We start from the raw sequence: 21,549 nt of genomic DNA, 5'->3' as shown, positions 1-21,549 counted from the left end.
AAGGAACATGGCGAGAATTTTGGTGATCAACCCAAATAGTTCCAAAGTCATGACCCAATCGATGGCGCAATGCCTTGAGGGTATTGCAGACAAAACGACCCATCAGATCCACTGCATAGAATTGGCGAAATCACCGCCGGGCATCAATACGGATGAAGATGCAAAAGCCGTGGTGCCGCATATATTAGAAGCCGTCGAGCAAGAACAAGCCGATGCGATTGTTATTGGCTGCTTTTCTGACCCGGGCATTCAAGCGGTGCGCCAGCAGACGAGCGCACCGGTGTTTGGTATCGCCCAATGCGCATATTTAACGGCCCTCGGGCTGGGTCAAAGGTTTGGTATTTTGTCGATGGGGCCATCCTCGATTGGGCGGCATTTGCGCTATTTGCAAGAGCTTAAACTGGAACGCCGGATGGCGGGCGATCGGTCAATGAACCTAACCGTTGAAGATAGTTTGGGCCGTGACGTGTTTGAAAAAGTCAGCCACACAGCGCAAGCGCTGATTGCTGAAGACAAAGCTGACATTTTGATTTTGGGCTGCGCGGGCCTTGGCAATTATCGAGCGCAATTACAAAAGGAATTTGGCGTGCCAGTGATTGATCCGGTGCAGGCCGGGGCACAATGGGCGATCAACGCGCTTGATCTTAGTTATGGAGGCAACGCACATGCTTGATCTGGTTCTTAAAGGCGATGCGGTGTTGCCAGATGGTTTGCACAAAGATTGCTGGATTGGCGTTTCGGGGGGCAAGATCGCCGCGATTGGCGAAGGCGAAGCGCCTGACGCCAAAGAGGTTCGATCCGTTGAAAACGGTTTGATTTTACCCGGCATTGTGGATGGCCAAACCCATGCGTGTAGCTATGGCGGGTTGCCCGGTATTGAAAGCACCACACGCTCGGCCATTGCGGGCGGCGTGACCACGCTTGTGGATATGCCATATGACAACCCAGATCCTTTGAACACCAAAGCGCGGTTGGATGAAAAGGTGCAAGCGATTGAAAGCGTTTCCCATGCAGATATGGCGCTATACGCAACGGTTGCGCCGGGGCAAGACAATAGCGAAATTGAAGCGCTGATCGGCGGTGGCGTGGTCGCGTTTAAAATCTCAACGTTTGAGAGCAATCCAACCCGTTTTCCGCGCATTTCATCTGCGCAAATATTGCAGATATTTGAAGCGCTCGCGCCCACTGACATTCCATTGGGCGTGCATAATGAAGACCAAGAAATTGTTGAGTTCTTCATGCAAAAAGCCAAAGCGGCGGGGCAGAACGGACTTGTTGCGCATTCGCAAAGTCGCCCGCCTGCAGCAGAAATGGCAGCGACCGCGCAGTTTTTGGAACTCGGGGCGGCGGCGAATGCCCATGCGCATATTGTGCATTTGACCACGGGGCGCGGGTTCCAATTGGTTGATCAATATGCGGCGACAGGTTTTCGCAGCACCGGCGAATTGTGCGTTCACTATTTGTGGTTTGATCCTGAAAAAGACGGCGAACGGCTGGGCGCAAAGATGAAGGTGAATCCACCCATTCGCCCAAATGAAATTGAAACGCTGTGGGACGAGATTTTGAGCGGCCGCGTAGCGTTTATCAGTTCAGACCATTCAAGCTGGCCGATTGATAATAAGCTCACCCCTTCGATTTTTGACGCGGGCGCGGGTATTCCGGGGCTGGAGACCCTATTGCCGAGCTTCTACACTGCCGCAGAACAGCGCGGGTTGGATGCGGCTTCGATCACAGCAGAAATGTTGTGCGAGCGGCCAGCCAAGTTCTTTGGCCTTTGGCCGCAAAAGGGCGCGATCCAATTGGGCGCCGATGCAGATTTTGCCATTCTGTCTCTGGAGCCGCATGTTTGGGACGCTGCCAAAGCGCATGACGATCTAAATTGGAGCCCATTTGATGGGGTGGAGTTCTCGGCCAAAGTCACCGCCACTTATTTGGGTGGCGAGCTGGTTTGGGATGGCGAGCAAGTTATCGCCAAGCCCGGTGCGGGCAAATATTTGAAGCGATTAGACACCAACTGGTTTGACGCCTAAGGGGAAGACAATATGCAAATGATTTCAGCTCAATCCAAAGGCGTTTTTGTTATCGCTGCGACGCCGTTTTTGCCCAGCGGCGAAATCGATCTGGCAAGCACTGACAAGATGGTGGATTTCTACTTTGAAAAAGGCGCGGACGGCTTGACCATTTTGGGCATGATGGGCGAAGCGCCAAAACTGACCCATTCTGAAGCCCTGTCGATCACTAAGCAAATATTGAAACGCGCCGGCGACAAGCCCGTTGTGGTTGGTGTTTCTGCGCCTGGATTGGCCGCTATTGGCGAACTCACCAAAGCGGTGATGGATGAAGGCGCGGCAGGGGTGATGGTGGCCCCACCGGGCAGCTTGCGCACCAACGAGCAGATTATCGCCTATTATGCCAATGTGGTGCAGACCGTGGATGAAGATGTGCCGATCGTGTTGCAAGATTTTCCGCTGGCGACCGGCGTACATATTTCATCTGCAACCCTTGGCACGATCTTTGAGAACCACGCCAATATCGTGATGCTCAAACACGAAGATTGGCCGGGCCTGCAAAAAATATCGGACCTGCGCGCAGCCGAAGAAAAGGGCCGACGTCGGGTGTCAATCTTGTGTGGTAATGCCGGGGTGTTTCTGCCTGAAGAAATGGCGCGCGGTGCCGATGGTGCGATGACCGGCTTTGCCTACCCCGAAATGATGGTTAAGGTGTGCCGACTTTCAAATAGGGGCGAAACGGATAAGGCACGTGACCTGTTCGATGCCTATCTGCCGCTGATGCGATATGAGCAACAACCTGCGCTTGGGTTGGCGGTGCGCAAATATGTGTTGGCCAAACGCGGGGTAATCGCCCATGCAGCGCAAAGGAAACCGGGCGCTGATCTTTCGCCGCTTGCCGCTAAAGAAGTCGATATATTGATGGATCGGTTGGAAAAACGGCTTTCCGCGCTCCGCTAGCGAACCGATTTCGCGAAATTAGTTCGTGCGACTAAAGAACACTCAAATTTTCTTGCAACTCGATTGCGGTTAAAATATTGATGCGCGCAGGAAGCTTTTGATGGCTTCTCGCATTCTCTATGTGAGGCGACATTCAAAGCAATATCAGATGAGGAAGGTCGCAAACCATGGGCTTATATACGGATTATTTGAACGAGATTGAAACTCGAAAAGCTGACGGATTGCACCCCAAACCAATTGATGATGGCGCACTGGTTGCAGAACTTGTTAGCCAAATCAAAGACACAGGCAATGAGCACCGCGAACAAAGCCTGAAATTCTTCATCTACAACACGCTACCGGGCACCACGAGCGCTGCGGGTGTAAAGGCGAAATTCCTCAAAGAAATCATTCTTGGCCAAGAACAGGTTGCAGAGATTACCCCAACATTTGCGTTTGAATTGCTTTCGCACATGAAGGGTGGCCCTTCAATTGAAATGCTGCTTGATCTGGCATTGGGCGACGATGCTGCGATTGCTGAGCAAGCTGCTGAGGTTTTGAAAACCCAAGTGTTCCTCTACGATGCGGACACAAGCCGCTTGAAAGAAGCGTTTGAAGCAGGCAACGCCATCGCGAAAGATATTCTTGAAAGCTACGCAAACGCTGAGTTCTTCACCAAGCTTCCAGACATTGAAGAAGAAATTAAAGTCGTCACTTACATCGCCGGCGAAGGCGATATTTCAACCGACTTGCTCTCACCAGGCAACCAAGCGCACTCTCGCTCTGACCGCGAATTGCACGGCAAGTGCTTTATTTCCAAGAAAGCACAAGATGAGATTGAAGCGCTAAAGCTTCAGCACCCTGATAAGCGCGTAATGTTGATCGCGGAAAAAGGCACAATGGGCGTTGGTTCGTCTCGCATGTCTGGCATCAACAACGCCGCGCTTTGGACAGGCAAGCAAGCCAGCCCCTATGTGCCATTTGTCAATTTTGCCCCAATCGTTGCGGGCACCAATGGCATTTCGCCGATCTTCTTGACCACTGTTGGCGTGACCGGCGGTATCGGTATTGATTTGAAAAACTGGGTTAAGAAAAAAGGCCCAGACGGCAAGCCGATCATCAACAATAATGGTGATGCGGTCCTGGAAGAAAAGTACTCGGTTGAAACTGGCACTGTGTTGACCATCAACACCAAGAAGAAAAAGCTGATGGATGAAAACGGTGAGCAAGAGCATGCCGACATTTCTTCAGCTTTGACCGCGCAAAAGGTTGAGTTCATCAAGGCCGCTGGTTCTTACGCGATCGTGTTTGGTAAAAAACTGCAAACATTCGCTGCGGCGACTTTGGGCATTGAAGCACCGCTTGTTTTTGCGCCAGCCAAAGAAATCTCGCACGAGGGCCAGGGCCTTACAGCAGTTGAAAAGATCTTCAACAAAAATGCTGTTGGCGTGAAAAGCAAAACACCTTTGCACGCAGGTTCAGATGTGCGGGTTGAAGTGAACATTGTTGGCTCGCAAGACACAACAGGTTTGATGACTGCGCAAGAACTTGAAGCGATGGCTGCAACAACCATTTCGCCGATTGTTGACGGTGCATACCAATCAGGTTGTCACACCGCTTCTGTTTGGGACGTCAAAGCGCAAACCAACATTCCAAAGCTTATGAGCTTTATGAACAAGTTTGGTTTGATCACTGCTCGCGACCCTAAGGGCGAGTATCACGCCATGACCGACGTGATCCACAAAGTGCTTAACGATATTACGGTGGACGATTGGGCGATCATCATTGGTGGTGATAGCCACACCCGTATGTCTAAAGGCGTGGCGTTTGGTGCGGACAGCGGCACCGTGGCACTTGCTTTGGCGACTGGTGAAGCAACCATGCCAATTCCAGAATCTGTGAAGGTGACCTTTAAAGGCAAAATGGCCGACCACATGGATTTCCGTGATGTTGTGCATGCCACCCAATTGCAAATGCTTGAGCAATTTGGCGAGAACGTTTTCCAAGGCCGCATCATCGAAGTACATATCGGCACCTTGCTGGCTGACCAAGCCTTCACCTTTACCGATTGGACCGCTGAGATGAAGGCGAAAGCCTCGATCTGTATCTCGCAAGACGATACATTGATTGAGTCTTTGGAAATCGCAAAAAGCCGCATCCAAGTGATGATCGATAAGGGCATGGAAAATGAAGCCAAAACGCTTCACAGCCTGATCGCTATTGCCGATAAGCGTATCGCTGAAATCAAGTCCGGCGAAAAGCCTGCCTTGCGCCCAGACGACAATGCGAAATATGCGGCAGAAGTTGTTGTTGATCTCGACCAAATTGTTGAGCCAATGATTGCTGACCCTGATGTGAACAACATCGAAATTTCAAAGCGCTACACTCACGATACAATCCGCCCGATCAGCTATTATGGTTCGGAAAAGAAAGTGGATTTGGGCTTTGTTGGTTCATGCATGGTGCACAAGGGCGATATGAAAATCGTTGCTCAAATGCTGCGCAACCTTGAAAAAACCAATGGCAAGGTGGAGTTTAACGCACCGCTTGTTGTGGCTGCGCCAACTTACAACATCATTGATGAGCTCAAAGAAGAAGGCGACTGGGATATTTTGCAAAAATATTCAGGTTTTGAGTTTGACGACCTGAAGCCAAAAGCCCAAGCGCGCACCGAATATGAGAACATCATGTATCTAGAGCGCCCAGGTTGTAACCTTTGCATGGGTAACCAGGAAAAAGCGGCAAAAGGCGACACTGTGTTGGCCACCTCAACCCGCCTGTTCCAAGGCCGCGTTGTGGAAGATAGCGCAGAGAAAAAGGGCGAAAGCCTTCTCGCTTCAACCCCAATTGTGGTGCTTTCCGCCATCCTTGGCCGCACCCCAAGCCTTGATGAATACAAAACAGCGGTTGAGGGCATCGACCTCACCAAGTTCGCGCCACCAAAGGTGAAGCCAATCGACACCAAATCAGTGCACTTCTAGGCACTGTATAGATCGATTTGATATTTGATGCAGGGAGGCTTCGGCCTCCCTGTTTTTTTGTGGTGTGATAGCGTACTAGCGCGACACCAAATCTAACTATTGCTTGATCGCCATTGCCAGAACATGCTCTTCGGAGCGGTTGCATCCCATTCTTAGCCTAGCCGCTCAAAGTGATGACTTTACCAGAGTGTCTGATATGGTTTTTTGGGTTTTGAATAACGCCAAATTCTCACCCCTCCAAAATCAAGCGCGATTGCAGCAATTGGCCTTCGCGTTTCAAGATCGGGTAGGCGTTGGAGACGGTTTGGGCGTTTAGTTCTTTAAGGGCAGACAAGCATTCAAGGTGCAATTCGCTGGTGGCGACGCTGGTTTCCAAGCCATCCTTTAACCGCATCAAATGCCGCTTGCGCGAGCGGCCAACAAGCGCGCCCAACTCATCCTTATCGCGGAACAATTCGCGGGCAGATTCTGTGTCTTCATTGACCAGCAGATCGTAAGATTTAGTCATGTTTTGCAAAAGCTGCTCAGCAACACTTTGCAATTCCTTGGCCCCGCTTTCAGAAAAGTTTAGCTTCTCTTTTTGGCATGTTTCAATAACGCCAAGCAGGCGTTGCACCAAAATGTCAGCCGCGGCCTCCAGCGACAAAGCATAGTCCGCGAGATCGCGCATCCGTTTGAAATCGGTTTTGCTCATTTGCTTTGAGGGGATGCGGGTTACAAATTGGCGCACCGCCTGGCCTGCATTGTGAACCAGCTGGCTGTCGTGGCGCAGCAGGGTGGCATTGGGTTGGCTACCGCTAATGAACCAACCAAGTACTTCGCGGCAAAGTTGTTCGTTGAGCTGGGTAATGCGCACCACTTCGCGGCGCAGCGAGATTAGGGAAAGCGACGGCGACTTGAGGGCTTGTTCGTCCAATAGCGAGCGTTCGAGCATTGATCTCTCGGTGCTGTCGGCTTGCGGTTTTTCCGGCAAAAGTTTGATCATGAGATTGGCGAATAAGGACACAAACGGCAAATAGAGCAACAATAATAGGTTGAACCCGAGATGGGTGCCGATGATGCCCAGTTGGGCAATTGGCAGGAACCAGAGCAGCGATTTCGCGTAGAGCGTGGCAAATAGCGCTGCGGTAACGCCGCGCAACAACACGTTGAGATAGACCGCATGGCGCGCTTCAACCGGCATCGAACGGGTGATCCACATAGGCACCAATGCGCCGCCCAAATTGGCGCCGAGGACCAGCACCACGCCAACTTCAAGCGATAACGCACCAGCGGATACCGCAACGCCAAACATCAAAATTGAGGCAACGCTTGAATGCATGATGAAGGCCAGTACCGCGCCAACAAAGAAAGCCAGCACAGGGTCAGCGGCTAAAAACGCTTCGATCGCGGGCAGCAATTCGCTTGATTGCAAGGGCTCAATGGTGGCACGCAACATGCCTAGGGCGACGATTATTAGGGCGATGCCCAACAGGATGCGGCCGAATTGGCGGATGTTGCGGGTGTTGAATTTGAGGTAGAGCCAGCCACCAACGCCCAAAAGAATTGGGGCCAGCCAATGCAAGTCGAGTGATAGCATTTGCACCACAAAGGCTGAGCCTAAATCTGCGCCCAAAATGATCGCTAAACCCGTTGCTGCGCTGAGTGCGCCACCGATTGAAAAGCCGGAGGTGAGCACCGCGACAGCGGCGGAGCTTTGCAGCAGGATGGCGAGGAAAAACCCAGCAATTGAAGCACGATATGGGCTGCGGGTTTGGGTCAGCAAGCGGCGAAATTCGGGACCCTTGATCCGCTCAATCGAGTTTTGTACCAAGCGAACTGCGAACAGCAGCAGCATGGTGGCGCCAAAAATGGAGATCAAAAAGTCGATGAGGGCCATGGGCTATAGCGCCGCCGCGCCCGGGAATCGTGGGAATTCTTCTTGGTTTTCCAACGGTTTAGGCATCCACGCATAGCCGCGGCTCAGCAGTGCGTGTTGAACGCGGCCGGGATAATCTGAGACAATGCCGTCGACCCCAAGATCGATGGCGTTTTCTATGTCATTGATATCATTGGCCGTCCAGGTGATAACCAACAGGCCCAACTGATGCGCGCGCTCTATGTCTTTGGCCGCTAAGTCCTTGATATAAGGGCACCATAGTTGACCGCCAGCCTGTGCAACAAGGTCTGGAATTGACGCCGCATTTTGCAAATGTTTGCCAAAATTGGATGAAGAATCCTCGCCCACATGGTCGTCATTTTCCGGCAATTGGGTGAGAAAAGATGTTGGAATGTCGGGTGCGATTCTTTGACATTCTGCAAGAATCTCCCAATCAAAACTATGCAAGATTGTGCGGTGCGAAAGCCCGGTATTGCGGACATCTTGCACCACTTTTTCAACCGTTCGCGTCCGGGTCAGTTTTGGATCTGTCGCATGAGGGTCCGATTTTATCTCCAGCATCAACACGGCGCGTGAAAAACGCGGCTGGGTGATCAGCCGCAAGAGGTCGGCCAAGCGCGGCACTTTGATGTTGGATAAGAACATCTGCTCGGGGAAACGCATCCCATATTCAGAATTGCTGTCAATGCCGCCCACATCATAGGCGCAAATCTCTTCGTACGTTAGCTGCGCGATAGCTGGCTCTAAATCAGGCAGCCACTGCCCATCTGGCTGACGGGTGGTGGACGCGGTGAGGTGATGATTGTGCACAATCACAGGCACTTCATCTTTGGTGAGCAGCACGTCAAATTCTAGTGCTTCGATGCCCATGGACAAAGTCCATTCAAAACCGATCAGCGTGTTTTCTGGCATGAGGCCGCGTGCGCCACGATGACCCACAATGCGCACCAATTTGTCGCCGCCACGAAAAGCGTCAAGTTGCGAAATGGACATTATGGTTCCAATCGCTTGCCAGTTTTGGCGTCAAACATATGTAGGGCTTCTGGGGCAATGCTGAATTTCATCAGCGTACCTGGCTCTTCAGATACGTGCCCGGGCATGCTGGCAACAAATGGCTCGTCACTGTCTTTGAGTTTGCCATGCACCAATGTATTGGCGCCAAGCTGCTCAAACATTTCAACTTCCAACTCTAACGCGCCTTTTGCGTCGGCGACCACATGCTCGGGGCGAATGCCAAGGGTTATGTCTGCTGACAATTGGGTGTTTGAGTTGAGAATTGTGCCGTTGGGCAATTTAATTTTGCCGCTGTTTATTTTTGCCTTCATGAAATTCATCGCTGGGCTGCCAATAAAGCCAGCAACGAACACTGAAGCAGGGCGGTCATATAATTCAATCGGGGTGCCGAATTGTTCCACATAGCCGCCATTAAGCACCATCAAACGGTCGCCCAAAGTCATGGCTTCCACCTGGTCGTGGGTCACATAGATTGAGGTGACCCCCAAACGGCGCTGCAGTTTGCGAATTTCGAGCCGCATCTGCACCCGTAGTTTCGCATCAAGGTTCGACAATGGTTCATCGAACAAAAACACTTGCGGATCGCGCACAATGGCGCGGCCCATAGCAACCCGTTGGCGTTGCCCGCCAGAAAGCTGGCGCGGCTTGCGATCAAGATAGTCCTTGATCTCCAAGATCTCAGCCGCTTCTTCCACCCTTTTGTTGATTTCTTCCTTGGGCAGTTTGCGCAGCTTAAGCCCATAAGCCATGTTTTGGCGCACGCTCATATGCGGATAAAGCGCATAATTTTGGAAAACCATAGCGATGTCGCGGTCAGCCGGTTCAAGCTTGTTGACCATCTTGTCGCCAATATAGATCTCACCACCCGAAACGGTTTCCAGTCCAGCAATCATGCGCAAAAGGGTGGATTTGCCGCAACCGGAAGGCCCCACAATGACGATGAATTCGCCATCTTCAAACTGGCCAGCCACATGGTGCAAAACTTCTACTTTGCCGTAGTCTTTAACAAGGTCTTTTAGAACAATAGATGCCATGGTCTTTTCCTACTTATCCGTCTCGGTAAGGCCCTTGACGAAGAGCTTTTGCATTGCGACCACCACAAAAACAGGCGGCAGCATGGCCAATAGTGCGGTCATCATGATGATGTTCCATTGCGGTGATTGCTCTGCGGCTTCCAGCATTTGCTTAATGCTCATCACAATGGTGGTCATATCGGTGTCTGTGGTGATCAAAAGGGGCCACAAATATTGGTTCCAGCCGTAAATGAACAAAATCACAAACAGGGCTGCGATGTTGGTGCGGCTGAGCGGGATCAGAATATCCCAGAAAAATTGTAAGGGCTTTGCCCCATCAATCCGCGCGCTCTCTAGCATCTCATCTGGGATGGTCAAAAACACCTGACGGAACATGAAGGTGGCGGTTGCCGATGCGATTAGGGGAATTGAAAGACCCCAATAGCTATTGAGCAAGCCAAGGTCGGCCACCACTTCAAATGTTGGTAATATCCGAACTTCTACGGGCAACATGAGGGTGATGAAAATCATCCAGAAAAAGCCCATGCGGAAGGGGAATTTGAAATAGACAATGGCAAAGGCCGAGATTAGCGAAATGGCAATTTTGCCAATGGCAATCATCAGCGCCATGAACATCGAGTTCAATAACATGCGCCACACCGGCGCGGATTCGCTGCCAGATAGGCCAGAGCCAAAGAATGTCTTTGTGAAATTTTCAAAGAAGTAGCCACCGGGCAGCAAGGGCAAAGGCGCTTGCAACATGCGGGTTTCTTCATGAGTTGCCGCCACAAAGGTGATCCAGATCGGGAGCGCAACAATGGCTACACCCAAGATCAAAACAAGGTGCGTGACAACATTCAAAATCGGGCGATTTTCAACCATCAATATTCTACCTTGTTCTCAACATAACGGAATTGAATGAAGGTCATCACGATCACCAACAGCATCAAAATGACCGATTGTGCAGCACTGCCACCAAGATCAAGGCCAACAAATCCATCGTTAAACACCTTATAGACAAGGATGGTTGTGGAGTTGGCCGGGCCGCCCTGGGTGACCGCGTGGATGATGCCGAACGTATCAAAGAAGGCATAAACCGCATTGATGACCAGCAAGAAGAATGTGGTTGGCGACACCAATGGGAAGATCAAGGTCCAGAAGCGCCGGATTGGTCGTGCGCCATCAATTGCGCCGGCTTCAATAATTGATTTTGGAATGGCCTGCATGGCGGCAAGATAGAACAGAAAATTGTAGGCGACTTGCTTCCACGCGGCGGCCAGAATTACCAACAACATGGCTTGGTTGCCGTTGAGATAGTGGTTCCAATCATATCCGAAGAAGCCCAAAAAGTAGGGGAATATGCCAAGGGTTGGGTTGAACATAAACACCCACAATGCGCCAGCAAGTACTGGCGCAACGGCATATGGCCAGATCAAAAGAGTGCGATAGGCAGTGGCGCCGCGCACCACACGATCGGCAAAGCCTGCCAAGATCAGCGCAAATGACATAGAGATAAATGCCACAGCAGCTGAGAAAAATAGGGTGCGCACAAAGCTATCCAGATAGATCTCATCGCCCATCAGATATTCAAAATTTTCAAACCACACGAATTCGGTTGAAAGGCCAAATGCGTCTTCAATCAGAAATGACTGATAAACCGCTTGGCTGGCAGGCCAGATGAAGAACACCAGCGTGATGATGATCTGAGGTGCCACTAAAAGATAGGGCAATAGCGAGGAGTTAAAATGGACGCGCTTGAGCATTTTTGCCTCTCAGTGAGAAAGCTTGATGAACAAAGGGGACCCGCCGACCTTTGGCCGGCGGAGCCCACTAGCTAGGGTATTCACCCTAGAGGGGATGCTAGCTTATTTTACTGAACGTTCAAAACGGCGTAGCAATTCGTTGCCGCGTTTCACGGCTGTATCCATTGCTACTTTCGCTGTTTTGTCGCCAGCCCACAAAGCTTCCATTTCTTCGTTGATCACGTCGCGCACTTGCACGAAGTTACCAAAACGAATGCCACGAGAGTTTGGTGTTGGCTCATTCAAGCTAAGCTGCTTAATCGCCGTGTCAGTGCCTGGGTTTGATTCATAGAAGCCTTGGGCTTCACTCAACTCAGCTGCTGCTTTGGTGATTGGCACATAGCCAGTTTCTTGGTGCCACCAAGCTTGAACATTTGGAGAAGACATATAGGTGAGGAACTTGGCCAAACCTTTATATTCTTCGCTTTCATGCCCTGCCAATGCCCACAATGTCGCGCCACCAATGATGGAGTTTTGTGCTGCATCTGCAACAGATGTATCAAGTGGCAACATGGTTTGGCCGAAATTGAAGCCGGCTTGGCTCTTGATTGAACCATAATATGCAGATGAGTTCATCCACATGCCGCACTCACCATTGGTGAATAGTGGCAAGCTGTCGCCACGACGACCGCCATAAACGAAGTGCTTGTCTGCACCCATAGAGGCGATGTCGTCCAACCGGTTGATCACATGCTCATTGTTGAACGTAAACTCGGTGTCGAAACCAGCAAAGCCGTTTTCTTTTGTGCCAACAGGCAGGTTGTGCCAAGAAGAGAAGTTCTCAACCATCACCCAAGACTGCCAGCCAAACGAAAGGCCACAAGCCATGCCATTGTCCACCAATGCTTTGGCCGCTGATTTAACATCGTCCCAAGTTTTTGGCACTTCAACGCCCGCATCGCTTAGCGCATCCGCATTGTACCACAGCACAGGTGTTGAGCTGTTGAACGGCATTGAAAGCAATTCGCCTTCTGGTGTTTGATAATATGAAATCACCGCTGGCAAATAGTCTGACTTGTCAAACGGCTCGCCTGCATCAGCCATAAGCTGTTCAACCGGATAGATCGCGCCTTTCGCGGCCATCATGGTTGCGGTGCCCACTTCGAAAACCTGCACAAGGTGCGGATGTTCGCCAGCACGGAATGCCGCAATCGCTGCGGTCATGGTTTCGGTGTAGTTCCCTTTGTAAACAGGGGTAACTTTGTACTCAGATTGAGTTGCGTTGAAATCGGCGGCGATCTTGTCGACACGCTCGCCATTGGTGCCGCCCATAGCGTGCCACCATTGAATTTCAGTTTCAGCAAGCGCCGAGCTCGCCCCAAAAGTGAGCGCAGTGGTCGCCAAAAGAAGAGTTCTGATTGCCATTTTATCCTCCCAAATAGCAAATGAAGGCCCTAGCATTATCCAACAAATTCAATAACGCAAGCAGAATTTTTTTGCCAATTTCATAACATAATGTTATAGTTGTAGGCAGGTGTTGGACGTTGAAATAGGGTAAGTCGTTGAAATTTAAAATAAGACAGCTGGAGGCGTTTCAGGCCACAGCCAAAACTGGTTCCGTTACGCAAGCTGCAAAATTGCTGGGTGTTTCTCAGCCAGCGGTAAGTCGTTTATTGGCAGATTTCTCCTCTGCGGTTGGGTTTGAATTGTTTGAGCGAAAAAGCGGCACGCTCACCCCAACAAGCGAAGCGCGCTATATGCTGACCGAGGTCTCAAGGGTGTTTGAGAGCCTAAATCATCTCGAAGACCTGCGGCGCGATCTGAAAGAGCGCACAGCGGGTCATTTGCGCATTGCGTGTTTGCCAGGTTTTGCAACGAGCCACCTTCCCAAAGTTCTCACAGAATTCTTGGATCAGCGGCCAGGGGTCACCGTGACCCTTGAGCCGGACCGACCAGAGCGAATCCTTGAATGGATTATTGGCGAGCAATATGACTGTGGTATTACAGACGGATTTTCTGGCCACCCGGCGACCGAACGGATCGATATCCCGATCAAAACCGTTTGTATTTTGCCTCAGGGCCACGCGTTAGCGGACAAGAAAACCATCTCGCCGATTGATTTGCAGAATGAAAAGATCGTGCATTCGCGGCGCGATAGTCCGTTTCATGTGGCCCTATCGCAAAGCTTTGCGCAACAAGGTGTATCGCTCAACTCATGGATTGAAGTGCGTCAGTTTACCGGCGCCTGTACCATTGTTAGCCAAGGCAAAGGCGTCTCAATCGTCAGCGCGCTTGATGCCGCACAGTTCGAGGATAAAGGCGTGATCAGCCGCCCGTTTGAACCCAAATTGGAGCACCGGCTCTCCATCCTGCGCCCGCTCTCTGGCAACCGATCACTGCTGGTGCTCGACTTCATCGAAGCGTTCCAGGAAAGCTTGGCGCCATTTGTAGCGAAGTGAGGGGGGAAAACGAAATTCAAATGCCGCCCAAACCTTTGAGAAGCGAAACAATCTCGTCAACTCCTTGACCGGACTTCAAGTCAGCAAATACGAATGGTTTATCGCCTCGCACCATCTCAGTATCGCGGCGCATATTGTCGATTGAAACTTCGACATACGGCGCGAGCGCGGTTTTGTTGATCACCAAAATATCGGATCGCGTAAGCCCCAGACCACGTTTGCGTGGGATCTCTTCGCCCATGGCCACATCGATCATATAAATCGTTAGATCAGCCAATTCTGGGCTGAAAGTTGCAGCCAAATTGTCGCCGCCACTTTCAATGAGCACCAATTCTAGTTCTGGAAACTGGGCCGATAGTTCGTCAATGGCGGCCAAGTTTATCGAAGCGTCTTCGCGAATGGCGGTGTGCGGACAACCGCCAGTTTCCACCCCCCTGATGCGTTCAAGCGGCAGCACCTGCTTGCGCATCAAATGCTCTGCGTCCTCAGTGGTATAGATATCATTGGTCACAACAGCCATTGATAGTTCTGGGGCCAAAGCCAGACACAATTTCTCAGTCAATGTGGTTTTTCCAGCGCCGACGGGGCCACCGATGCCAACGCGTAACGGTCCGCTCATGTTCTAAACTGCCTTGGTTGTATAGTTTCATGCTGCATCGAAGCGAGATCGGCGAGAAAACTACAGCTGCCCACATCGTCCAGCGAGGCGCTAAGTGCATTTGTGGCGACGTCATCGATTTGGGGGAACAATTCCGCCAAGATTTGCTGCGCCTCGATCTGGCCAAGCGCCATCGAACGCGTTGCTGCAGAAATGAGATTTGACACGAAGGCATGGAGATAGACGGACAACAAATCTGAGAGCACTATGCCCTGCATTTTTGCGACATTGCCAACGACAACAGGCAGTGGTCCACCTTCAACTCTCTGCTTAGAAACCACGCTCACTGTTTTGGCAAATGCATCACCTTGTAGGCAGCTTTCAAGCTGCCGCTCTTTGCCTGCTGACAGCGCAATAGCAAGGTCGCGTAGCTGTTGAATTTCAGCTTCGGCATCTGCGTTATAAGCAGAAACAATCAGCAAACAATCGTTCCACCCACTGCCATGTCGCAGCAAATGTGTCAGCCAAGATTTCAAAGTTGCGCCGTCGGCAACGTCGCCGCACGCGATCGCAGCTTCAAGTCCATGGCTATAGCTAAATGCGCCAATGGGAAAAGCCGGTGAAAACCACGATATTAGACGATGCAGTTCAATGCTCATGACTATGTGTCCGACCCTGCCCGTATGCGCCACCTTCTGGGTTAAATGGCGCGTTAACATGCTTTACCTCAGCGCCAAGATGCTCAAGCATATGCTCAATCACGTGGTCTTGACGCAGCAGCAAATGATCCTCGTGCACTTCGCATGGCAAATGGCGGTTGCCAACATGCCAAGTGAGGCGCAACAAGTGATGATGCGACGATCCAAAAACGCTCATAAGCGGCTCGTTGGCGGCACGAACTCTGATGTGGTTGCCATTTTCCAACAAAAGATCGTCGCCCTCTTTGAGCTCCGTGGTTTTTTCAAGGTCCAGCAGCACCTCTAACCCACCATCACACACAAGCCTAATTCGGCGGCGAAACCTATCATCATAGGCAAGTGTGACCGTATCGAGAGGGTCGCTTTCTTGGCGTTGAATTTTCGTGGCGCGCAACATCAGAATAAAAAATACCTTTGTGCCATGGGTAGGGACTCGGCCGGTTCGCAGGTCAACAACTCACCATCGGCGCGAACTTCATAGGTCTCGGGATCAACTTCGATTGCGGGGCAATAATTGTTCATCACCATGTCGCTCTTGCCGATATCGCGGGTGTTTTGAACAGCCAGCGTTTGCTTTTTGAGCCCAAGTTTTCCAGCAATGTCGTTGTCCTGCGCCGCTGAAGAAACAAAGGTCACAGCGCTGTGATGCAAAGCGCTACCCAACGCCCCAAACATGGGTCGCGAATAGACCGGCTGCGGTGTTGGGATCGAGGCATTCGGGTCGCCCATTTGCGCCACAACAATCGACCCCGCCATCAATACCATTTCAGGCTTCACGCCAAAAAAGGCCGGGTCCCACAAAACCAAATCAGCGCGTTTACCTTCAACGATCGAACCAATTTCGTCAGAAATACCGTGGGCGATTGCTGGGTTGATCGTGTACTTAGCGATATAGCGCTTCACCCGCACATTGTCGTTGTTGCCCGTTTCATCCGGTAACTGGCCGCGTTGCACCTTCATTTTGTGCGCTGTTTGCCATGTGCGAATTAGCACCTCCCCGACTCGCCCCATAGCCTGGCTGTCCGAAGCGATGATTGAAAATGCACCCATATCGTGCAGGATGTCTTCGGCTGCAATTGTTTCTTTTCTGATCCGGCTTTCTGCAAAGGCCACGTCTTCAGGAATGCTTTTATCCAAATGGTGGCAAACCATCAGCATATCCAGATGTTCTTCTAGCGTATTGACCGTGTAGGGCCGCGTTGGATTGGTCGAACTTGGCAACACATGTTGCTCACCACAGATTTTGATGATGTCTGGCGCGTGCCCGCCGCCAGCGCCTTCAGTATGGAAGGCGTGGATTGTGCGCCCCTTTAGAGCGGCCACAGTGTTTTCAACAAAGCCACTTTCGTTCAACGTGTCCGTGTGGATCATCACTTGCACATCAAGTGCATCAGCAACCGACAAACAATTGTCAATCGCGGCAGGCGTCGTGCCCCAGTCTTCATGCAGTTTTAACGCGCATGCACCGCCCAGAATTTGCTCTTCCAAGGCTTGAGGCAGGGCCGCATTGCCTTTGCCTGCAAAAGCTAAGTTCATCGGCAAACTGTCCGCTGACTGTAGCATCCGGCCAATATGCCAAGGACCGGGCGTACATGTGGTCGCCAAAGTGCCGTGCGCTGGCCCCGTGCCACCCCCGAGCATTGTGGTGACACCTGAATGCAAAGCATCTTCGATTTGTTGCGGGCAAATATAGTGAATGTGGCTGTCAAAACCGCCAGCGGTCAGAATCCTGCCTTCGCCAGCAATAATCTCTGTGCCCGGACCAACGATTATGTCCACATTGGGTTGCGTGTCAGGATTGCCTGCCTTGCCGATTTTTGCGATACGACCGGACTTCAACCCAACATCTGCTTTAAAGATCCCATCGACATCAACAATCAACGCATTGGTGATGACTGTATCCATCGCACCTTCTGCATTGGTGATTTGGGATTGGCCCATACCGTCGCGGATGACTTTGCCACCGCCAAATTTTACCTCTTCACCGTAGGTGGTGAGGTCTTTTTCCACCTCAATAAACAGCTCTGTGTCAGCAAGCCGAACTTTGTCGCCTGTGGTTGGTCCATACATGTCAGCATACGTCGTGCGTGGTATTTCGCGTGCCATCTTACAGGTCTCCCATCACTTGCTGATTGAACCCGAACACCCGGCGCGCGCCAGCAATTTTGACCAACTCCACGTCCCTCTCTTGGCCCGGCTCAAACCGAACCGCCGTGCCCGCAGCAATGTTTAGGCGCATCCCATGCGCACGTTTTCGGTCAAAAAGCAGCGCCGAATTGGTTTCGGCAAAATGATAATGCGAGCCAACTTGCACGGGTCGATCGCCAGAATTTGCGACGCGAAGTGACACAATTTCCGCCCCTTCATTCAAAATGATTGGCTCTTCTTTTGTGATGATTTCGCCAGGCTTCATGTTCGTTGCTCCTTTTTCGGGGCATAGATGCGCAAATTGATAAATTATCGGATTGGGTGGTGTACGGTGACCAGCTTGGTTCCATCGGGGAAGGTCGCCTCGACCTGAACATCATGGATCATCTCTGGCACCCCTGACATGCACTGCTCAGCCGCGATTACTTTGCCCCCCTCCTCCATCAATTGAGCTACGGTTTTGCCATCTCGTGCTCCCTCGACAACAAAGTCGGTGATCAGGGCAATTGCTTCTGGATGGTTCAGCTTAACGCCGCGCGCTAAGCGATTTCGCGCCACCATGGCGGCAACGCTGATGAGCAATTTGTCTTTTTCTCGTGGTGTCAGTTTCATAAGTTTACCCTCAAAGCTGCCAAACGCGAGGCATGGCGGCGTGGCGGAAATTTTCAATTGTTGGAATGAGTGCCTTGCGCAAAACATAGGCATCGGCTGCAACAAATCGGGCGATCAACACGCCATCCCAAGCACTTGCGGCGCAACGCGCATTGCAGGTTTGCAATATTGCGCGCAATCGCTCCAAATGCAGATGTGCGTCAGGCGATGCGAAAACCATGGTTGCGAAGGCTAGATTTTCTTGCAACGCCGCAGGACCCAAAAGCGAACTCACGTCATCAATGCGCAATGCTTCAGCAAACACCAACTTGCCATCGCGCCGTATGTTCCACCGATCGTTGACCGCGCCCGTTGTAACTTGTTCGCCCATAGCTTTGCGGCCAAGCATAAAACTCTCAAGCAGCAAAATTTCGCTATTCGTGGAAAGCTCCACATCCAATTTGCGTTTTAGGTGTGCGCCATCAAAAATGATTGTTTCTTGTGGCAACCAGCAAAGCGAAGCGCCAATGCCGACTTGCAGTTTCACATCAATTCGCCCCGCGCCACCGTTGGATCGATAAACACGTTCAGCCGTCTGTGTGGTAAAAGTTGCTGAAGTTCTTTGTGTCAGACTGACGTCGATATTCAACTGATCATCACCAGCGATACCGCCAGCTGTGTTGACAAAAACAACTTCTGGCTCTTTTTCATGTGTGTTTGGCAAAATCGCTTTTAAGCACCCTGCTTGATGCAAATGCTGGAGCTTGGACTTGCCAGATTTTTGGACGAACCCAACCTCTGCACGACCACGGGCCCGCTGCAATTTTGGTGGGTTTAGTCGATCCAGCATGTTGCGCCCTACACACTCAATGTTTTCAAAACGTCAGCTTTTTTCAGCTTGCTCTTTTTACCTTCAAGAATGATCTCGCCGCGCCGCATCGAGTAGATCTGGTCAGCAAGTTGATAGGCAAACTCAAAATATTGCTCCACCAACAAAATCGCCATTGAACCTTGGTCATTTAGGAAGGAAATCACGCGTCCGATCTGTTGGATGACGTTGGGTTGAATGCCTTCTGTGGGTTCATCCAAAAGCAGCAGTTTGGGCCTGGTGATCAACGCACGCGCAATCGCTAATTGCTGTTGCTGCCCGCCAGAAAGGTCTCCACCGCGTCGGTTTTGCATTTCCTTGAGTACAGGAAACAGTTCAAACATTTCTTCAGGCACGCGCCGCTCAGACTTTTCTAAACAAGCAAAGCCAATTTCCATATTTTCGCGCACGCTCATTAGCGGAAAGATATCTCGACCTTGTGGGACATAGCCAACGCCAAGTTGTGCGAGTTCATAGGCTGCGCGGTTCTTTTGAAGTTCGCCGTCCAACTGGTACTCACCGCCTGAGTGCTTGTGCACGCCCGCAATCACTTTCAACAAGCTGGTTTTGCCGACGCCATTCACCCCCATCAGACAGGTGATTTTACCTTTTTCGGCCACCAGATCGACACCGTGCAGGATTTGACTTTGACCATAGTGAAGCGTGATATTTTTAAGTTCGAGCATCGCTTATCGTCCCAAATAAACGTCGATAACGTCTTGGTTTTCTGTCACATGATCCAGCGAGCCTTCAGCAAGGACCGAACCCTCGTGCAACACCGTCACGCGGCAATCCAGTTTTCGGACAAAATCCATATCGTGCTCCACCACAACCACCGCGCGCGTTTTGGCAGCGCGCCGCAACAGGGCCACTGTTTTATCACGCTCTTCCAATGTCATCCCTGCGGCAGGTTCATCCACCAGCAGAAGGCGTGGTTCTTGCGCTAAAAGCATGCCTATTTCGAGCCATTGTTTTTGCCCATGACTTAGGTCTCCAGCGCGACGTTCAAGCCGATCGGCTAAGCCAATTTCGGCGGCGATTTCTTCGATCTTGGCGTCGTCACTTTGGTTTCGTCGATAGAAAAGAACAGAAAGCGGTTGTCGGTCATTTTCGAGTGCCAGCAACAAGTTATCGTAGACTGATTGTTCCTCGAAAACGGTAGGCTTTTGAAACTTGCGACCAATGCCAAGCTGCGCGATTTGACTTTCTGACCGATTGAGAAGCGAGAAGTTTTTTTCGCCCCAGATCACCTCACCAGCATCAGGGCGAGTTTTACCGGTGACTATATCCATGAATGTAGTCTTGCCCGCGCCGTTTGGTCCAATAACGGCGCGCAACTCGCCCTCGAATATGCTGAATGACAGTTTGTTGATGGCTTTGAACCCATCAAATGACACTGAAATATTATTCACTTCCAGAAGTGCTTCATTCATTTCGAGCGCTCCGTTTTAAGAAGATCAAACAGGCCGCCAACCCCTTTTGGCGCATAAAGCGTTACGGCGACAAAGCTGAGCCCAAGCAATACCAACCACCAATCGACCCAGACGACCCTGAGCGGTCCAAGTTCGATATTAGGTGCCTGCCCGCCGGTAAACCAACTCGAAAGCATCGAGACAAGCGCTGCCCCAATCACAGCACCATAGATGCGACCACGTCCGCCAATAGCCACCCAAACGGCGAGATAGATCGACGCAATTGGTGCTATTTCGGCTGGGTTGATGATGCCTGCTTGCGGGTAATAAATGGCGCCGGCAATCGCTGCCATAATCGCTGTCAGTACAAAAATAAAGAGCTTGTAGGTCTCCACGTGATAGCCAAGAAACCGCACCCGCGCCTCGTTGTCGCGAATGCCCATAATGACGTTGCCCATTTTATTTTCGACGATCAGTTTGGCGATGAGGAACCCAACTCCGAGCGCAAGGGCCGAAAGCAGGAAGAAATAGATCGACAACTCTGATTGCGGCATTGCTTCCAAACCTGGAATGTTCTGTAGGCCCGACAAGCCGTTGTTACCGCGCAGGCCACTGTCGTTTTGGAACAAATAGAGTGCCAGCGCCAATGTCATAGCTTGGGTTAGGATCGACAAATATACGCCTGTCACTCGACTGCGGAATGCTAACCAACCAAACACGAATGCCAGCAATCCCGGTACCAGCGCAACCAAAGCGAGTTGTATGGGCAGAGAATGGGCGAACATCCAGATGGTTGGAATTTCTGCACCGCCAACGACACCAAAAATCTGGGTGCCGATCGCTTCTTGAATTTCAGCAGGCGTGGGTGGCAATGCGGCATTGGCCATTGAGTTTTCAACGATTAGACGCGTGCGCTCATACATGAGCCACATGCCAATCATATATCCGCCAAGGCCAAAAAAGGCGAAGTGCCCAAGGCTTAAAATGCCGCAATATCCCCACACCAAGTCCATCGCAATGGCAATGAGGCAGAAGCAGAGCGTTTTACCTAAGGTTTTGACCAAGGAGGTGGAGATAAATCCAACCCCGAATGCCTCGCTCCCGACCGTCACAAACAGGGTGAACACTGAGAGAATGCCAAGGAACACCAAGATGCTTGGGTGCTTCATCAGAAACTTTGTCAAAACGCCACCCATGA

At 51.2% G+C, this 21,549-nt stretch carries 21 protein-coding genes; 5 read left to right on the top strand and 16 right to left on the bottom strand.

Translation table 11 applies throughout. The features are described 5' to 3' along the window. Positions 1–7 precede the first annotated feature (7 nt). From QQL65_RS06775 to QQL65_RS06760, 4 genes are all read left to right on the top strand, one after another. On the top strand, positions 8–673 hold the full coding sequence (locus QQL65_RS06775; protein WP_284363012.1) for an aspartate/glutamate racemase family protein: 666 nt from the start codon (positions 8–10) through the stop codon (positions 671–673). Beyond that, positions 666–2,030, top strand: coding sequence for a dihydroorotase (locus tag QQL65_RS06770; protein ID WP_284363009.1), 1,365 nt, complete (start codon positions 666–668; stop codon positions 2,028–2,030). Before QQL65_RS06775 ends, QQL65_RS06770 begins: the two co-directional genes overlap by 8 nt. A 12-nt stretch (positions 2,031–2,042) precedes the next feature. Beyond that, a complete protein-coding gene (locus tag QQL65_RS06765) occupies positions 2,043–2,969 on the top strand; it encodes a dihydrodipicolinate synthase family protein (RefSeq protein WP_284363006.1) in 927 nt (308 codons plus the stop codon). A 167-nt stretch (positions 2,970–3,136) separates the two neighbouring features. After that, the gene (locus QQL65_RS06760) at positions 3,137–5,929 is read left to right on the top strand and encodes a bifunctional aconitate hydratase 2/2-methylisocitrate dehydratase (protein ID WP_284363004.1); all 2,793 of its coding nucleotides are present in this window, start codon (positions 3,137–3,139) and stop codon (positions 5,927–5,929) included. A 229-nt stretch (positions 5,930–6,158) separates the two neighbouring features. On the opposite strand, the gene QQL65_RS06755 is transcribed toward QQL65_RS06760, so the two are convergent. The 6 genes from QQL65_RS06755 to ugpB form a co-directional block, all read right to left on the bottom strand. After that, a complete protein-coding gene (locus QQL65_RS06755; protein ID WP_284363001.1) occupies positions 6,159–7,808 on the bottom strand; it encodes a Na/Pi cotransporter family protein in 1,650 nt (549 codons plus the stop codon). Positions 7,809–7,811: 3 nt separating this feature from the next. Next, on the bottom strand, positions 7,812–8,801 hold the full coding sequence (locus QQL65_RS06750; RefSeq protein WP_284362999.1) for a glycerophosphodiester phosphodiesterase family protein: 990 nt from the start codon (positions 8,799–8,801) through the stop codon (positions 7,812–7,814). Beyond that, entirely contained in the window at positions 8,801–9,856 is a 1,056-nt protein-coding gene (locus QQL65_RS06745; protein WP_284362997.1) for a sn-glycerol-3-phosphate import ATP-binding protein UgpC, read from the bottom strand. Before QQL65_RS06745 ends, QQL65_RS06750 begins: the two co-directional genes overlap by 1 nt. Positions 9,857–9,865: 9 nt before the next feature. Beyond that, positions 9,866–10,717, bottom strand: coding sequence for a sn-glycerol-3-phosphate ABC transporter permease UgpE (gene ugpE, locus QQL65_RS06740; protein ID WP_284362995.1), 852 nt, complete (start codon positions 10,715–10,717; stop codon positions 9,866–9,868). Continuing rightward, positions 10,717–11,598, bottom strand: a complete 882-nt coding sequence (ugpA, locus tag QQL65_RS06735) for a sn-glycerol-3-phosphate ABC transporter permease UgpA (RefSeq protein ID WP_284362993.1) — start codon at positions 11,596–11,598, stop codon at positions 10,717–10,719. The genes ugpE and ugpA overlap by 1 nt, the downstream gene beginning before the upstream one ends. Before the next feature lie 102 nt (positions 11,599–11,700). Beyond that, positions 11,701–13,002, bottom strand: coding sequence for a sn-glycerol-3-phosphate ABC transporter substrate-binding protein UgpB (gene ugpB, locus QQL65_RS06730; protein ID WP_284362992.1), 1,302 nt, complete (start codon positions 13,000–13,002; stop codon positions 11,701–11,703). 137 nt (positions 13,003–13,139) lie between these two features. Between ugpB and QQL65_RS06725 the strand changes: the two genes are divergently transcribed. Further along, the gene (locus QQL65_RS06725; protein WP_284362991.1) at positions 13,140–14,036 is read left to right on the top strand and encodes a LysR substrate-binding domain-containing protein; all 897 of its coding nucleotides are present in this window, start codon (positions 13,140–13,142) and stop codon (positions 14,034–14,036) included. Between the two features lie 16 nt (positions 14,037–14,052). Here QQL65_RS06725 and ureG read toward each other — a convergent pair whose 3' ends face one another. From ureG to urtC, 10 genes are read right to left on the bottom strand one after another with little or no spacing between them, the layout of a single operon-like run. Then, positions 14,053–14,655 (bottom strand): urease accessory protein UreG, encoded by a 603-nt coding sequence (gene ureG / locus QQL65_RS06720; RefSeq protein ID WP_284362990.1) that lies wholly within the window; start codon positions 14,653–14,655, stop codon positions 14,053–14,055. Beyond that, entirely contained in the window at positions 14,652–15,293 is a 642-nt protein-coding gene (locus QQL65_RS06715; protein WP_284362989.1) for an urease accessory protein UreF, read from the bottom strand. Before QQL65_RS06715 ends, ureG begins: the two co-directional genes overlap by 4 nt. Continuing rightward, entirely contained in the window at positions 15,283–15,729 is a 447-nt protein-coding gene (locus QQL65_RS06710; protein ID WP_284362984.1) for an urease accessory protein UreE, read from the bottom strand. Before QQL65_RS06710 ends, QQL65_RS06715 begins: the two co-directional genes overlap by 11 nt. Beyond that, positions 15,729–17,438 carry an urease subunit alpha gene (ureC, locus tag QQL65_RS06705; RefSeq protein ID WP_284362981.1) on the bottom strand — a complete coding sequence of 570 codons (1,710 nt, stop codon included), beginning with the start codon at positions 17,436–17,438 and terminating at the stop codon, positions 15,729–15,731. The genes QQL65_RS06710 and ureC overlap by 1 nt, the downstream gene beginning before the upstream one ends. Position 17,439: 1 nt before the next feature. Then, complete coding sequence (locus QQL65_RS06700) at positions 17,440–17,745, bottom strand: urease subunit beta (RefSeq protein WP_284362980.1); 306 nt, start codon at positions 17,743–17,745, stop codon at positions 17,440–17,442. 44 nt (positions 17,746–17,789) lie between these two features. Next, positions 17,790–18,092 carry an urease subunit gamma gene (locus tag QQL65_RS06695; RefSeq protein WP_284362979.1) on the bottom strand — a complete coding sequence of 101 codons (303 nt, stop codon included), beginning with the start codon at positions 18,090–18,092 and terminating at the stop codon, positions 17,790–17,792. A 10-nt stretch (positions 18,093–18,102) separates the two neighbouring features. Continuing rightward, positions 18,103–18,921: an urease accessory protein UreD gene (locus QQL65_RS06690; protein WP_284362976.1), complete on the bottom strand. Its 819-nt coding sequence runs from the start codon at positions 18,919–18,921 to the stop codon at positions 18,103–18,105. An 8-nt stretch (positions 18,922–18,929) separates the two neighbouring features. Continuing rightward, entirely contained in the window at positions 18,930–19,625 is a 696-nt protein-coding gene (urtE, locus tag QQL65_RS06685) for an urea ABC transporter ATP-binding subunit UrtE (RefSeq protein WP_284362974.1), read from the bottom strand. 3 nt (positions 19,626–19,628) lie between these two features. Beyond that, a complete protein-coding gene (urtD, locus tag QQL65_RS06680; RefSeq protein WP_284362972.1) occupies positions 19,629–20,372 on the bottom strand; it encodes an urea ABC transporter ATP-binding protein UrtD in 744 nt (247 codons plus the stop codon). Then, positions 20,369–21,547: an urea ABC transporter permease subunit UrtC gene (gene urtC / locus QQL65_RS06675; RefSeq protein WP_284362969.1), complete on the bottom strand. Its 1,179-nt coding sequence runs from the start codon at positions 21,545–21,547 to the stop codon at positions 20,369–20,371. Before urtC ends, urtD begins: the two co-directional genes overlap by 4 nt. Positions 21,548–21,549 lie beyond the last annotated feature (2 nt).

The organism is Maritalea porphyrae (assembly GCF_030159895.1).
GTDB lineage: Bacteria > Pseudomonadota > Alphaproteobacteria > Rhizobiales > Devosiaceae > Maritalea > Maritalea porphyrae.
This window is presented reverse-complemented; position numbering and strand designations above follow the sequence as displayed.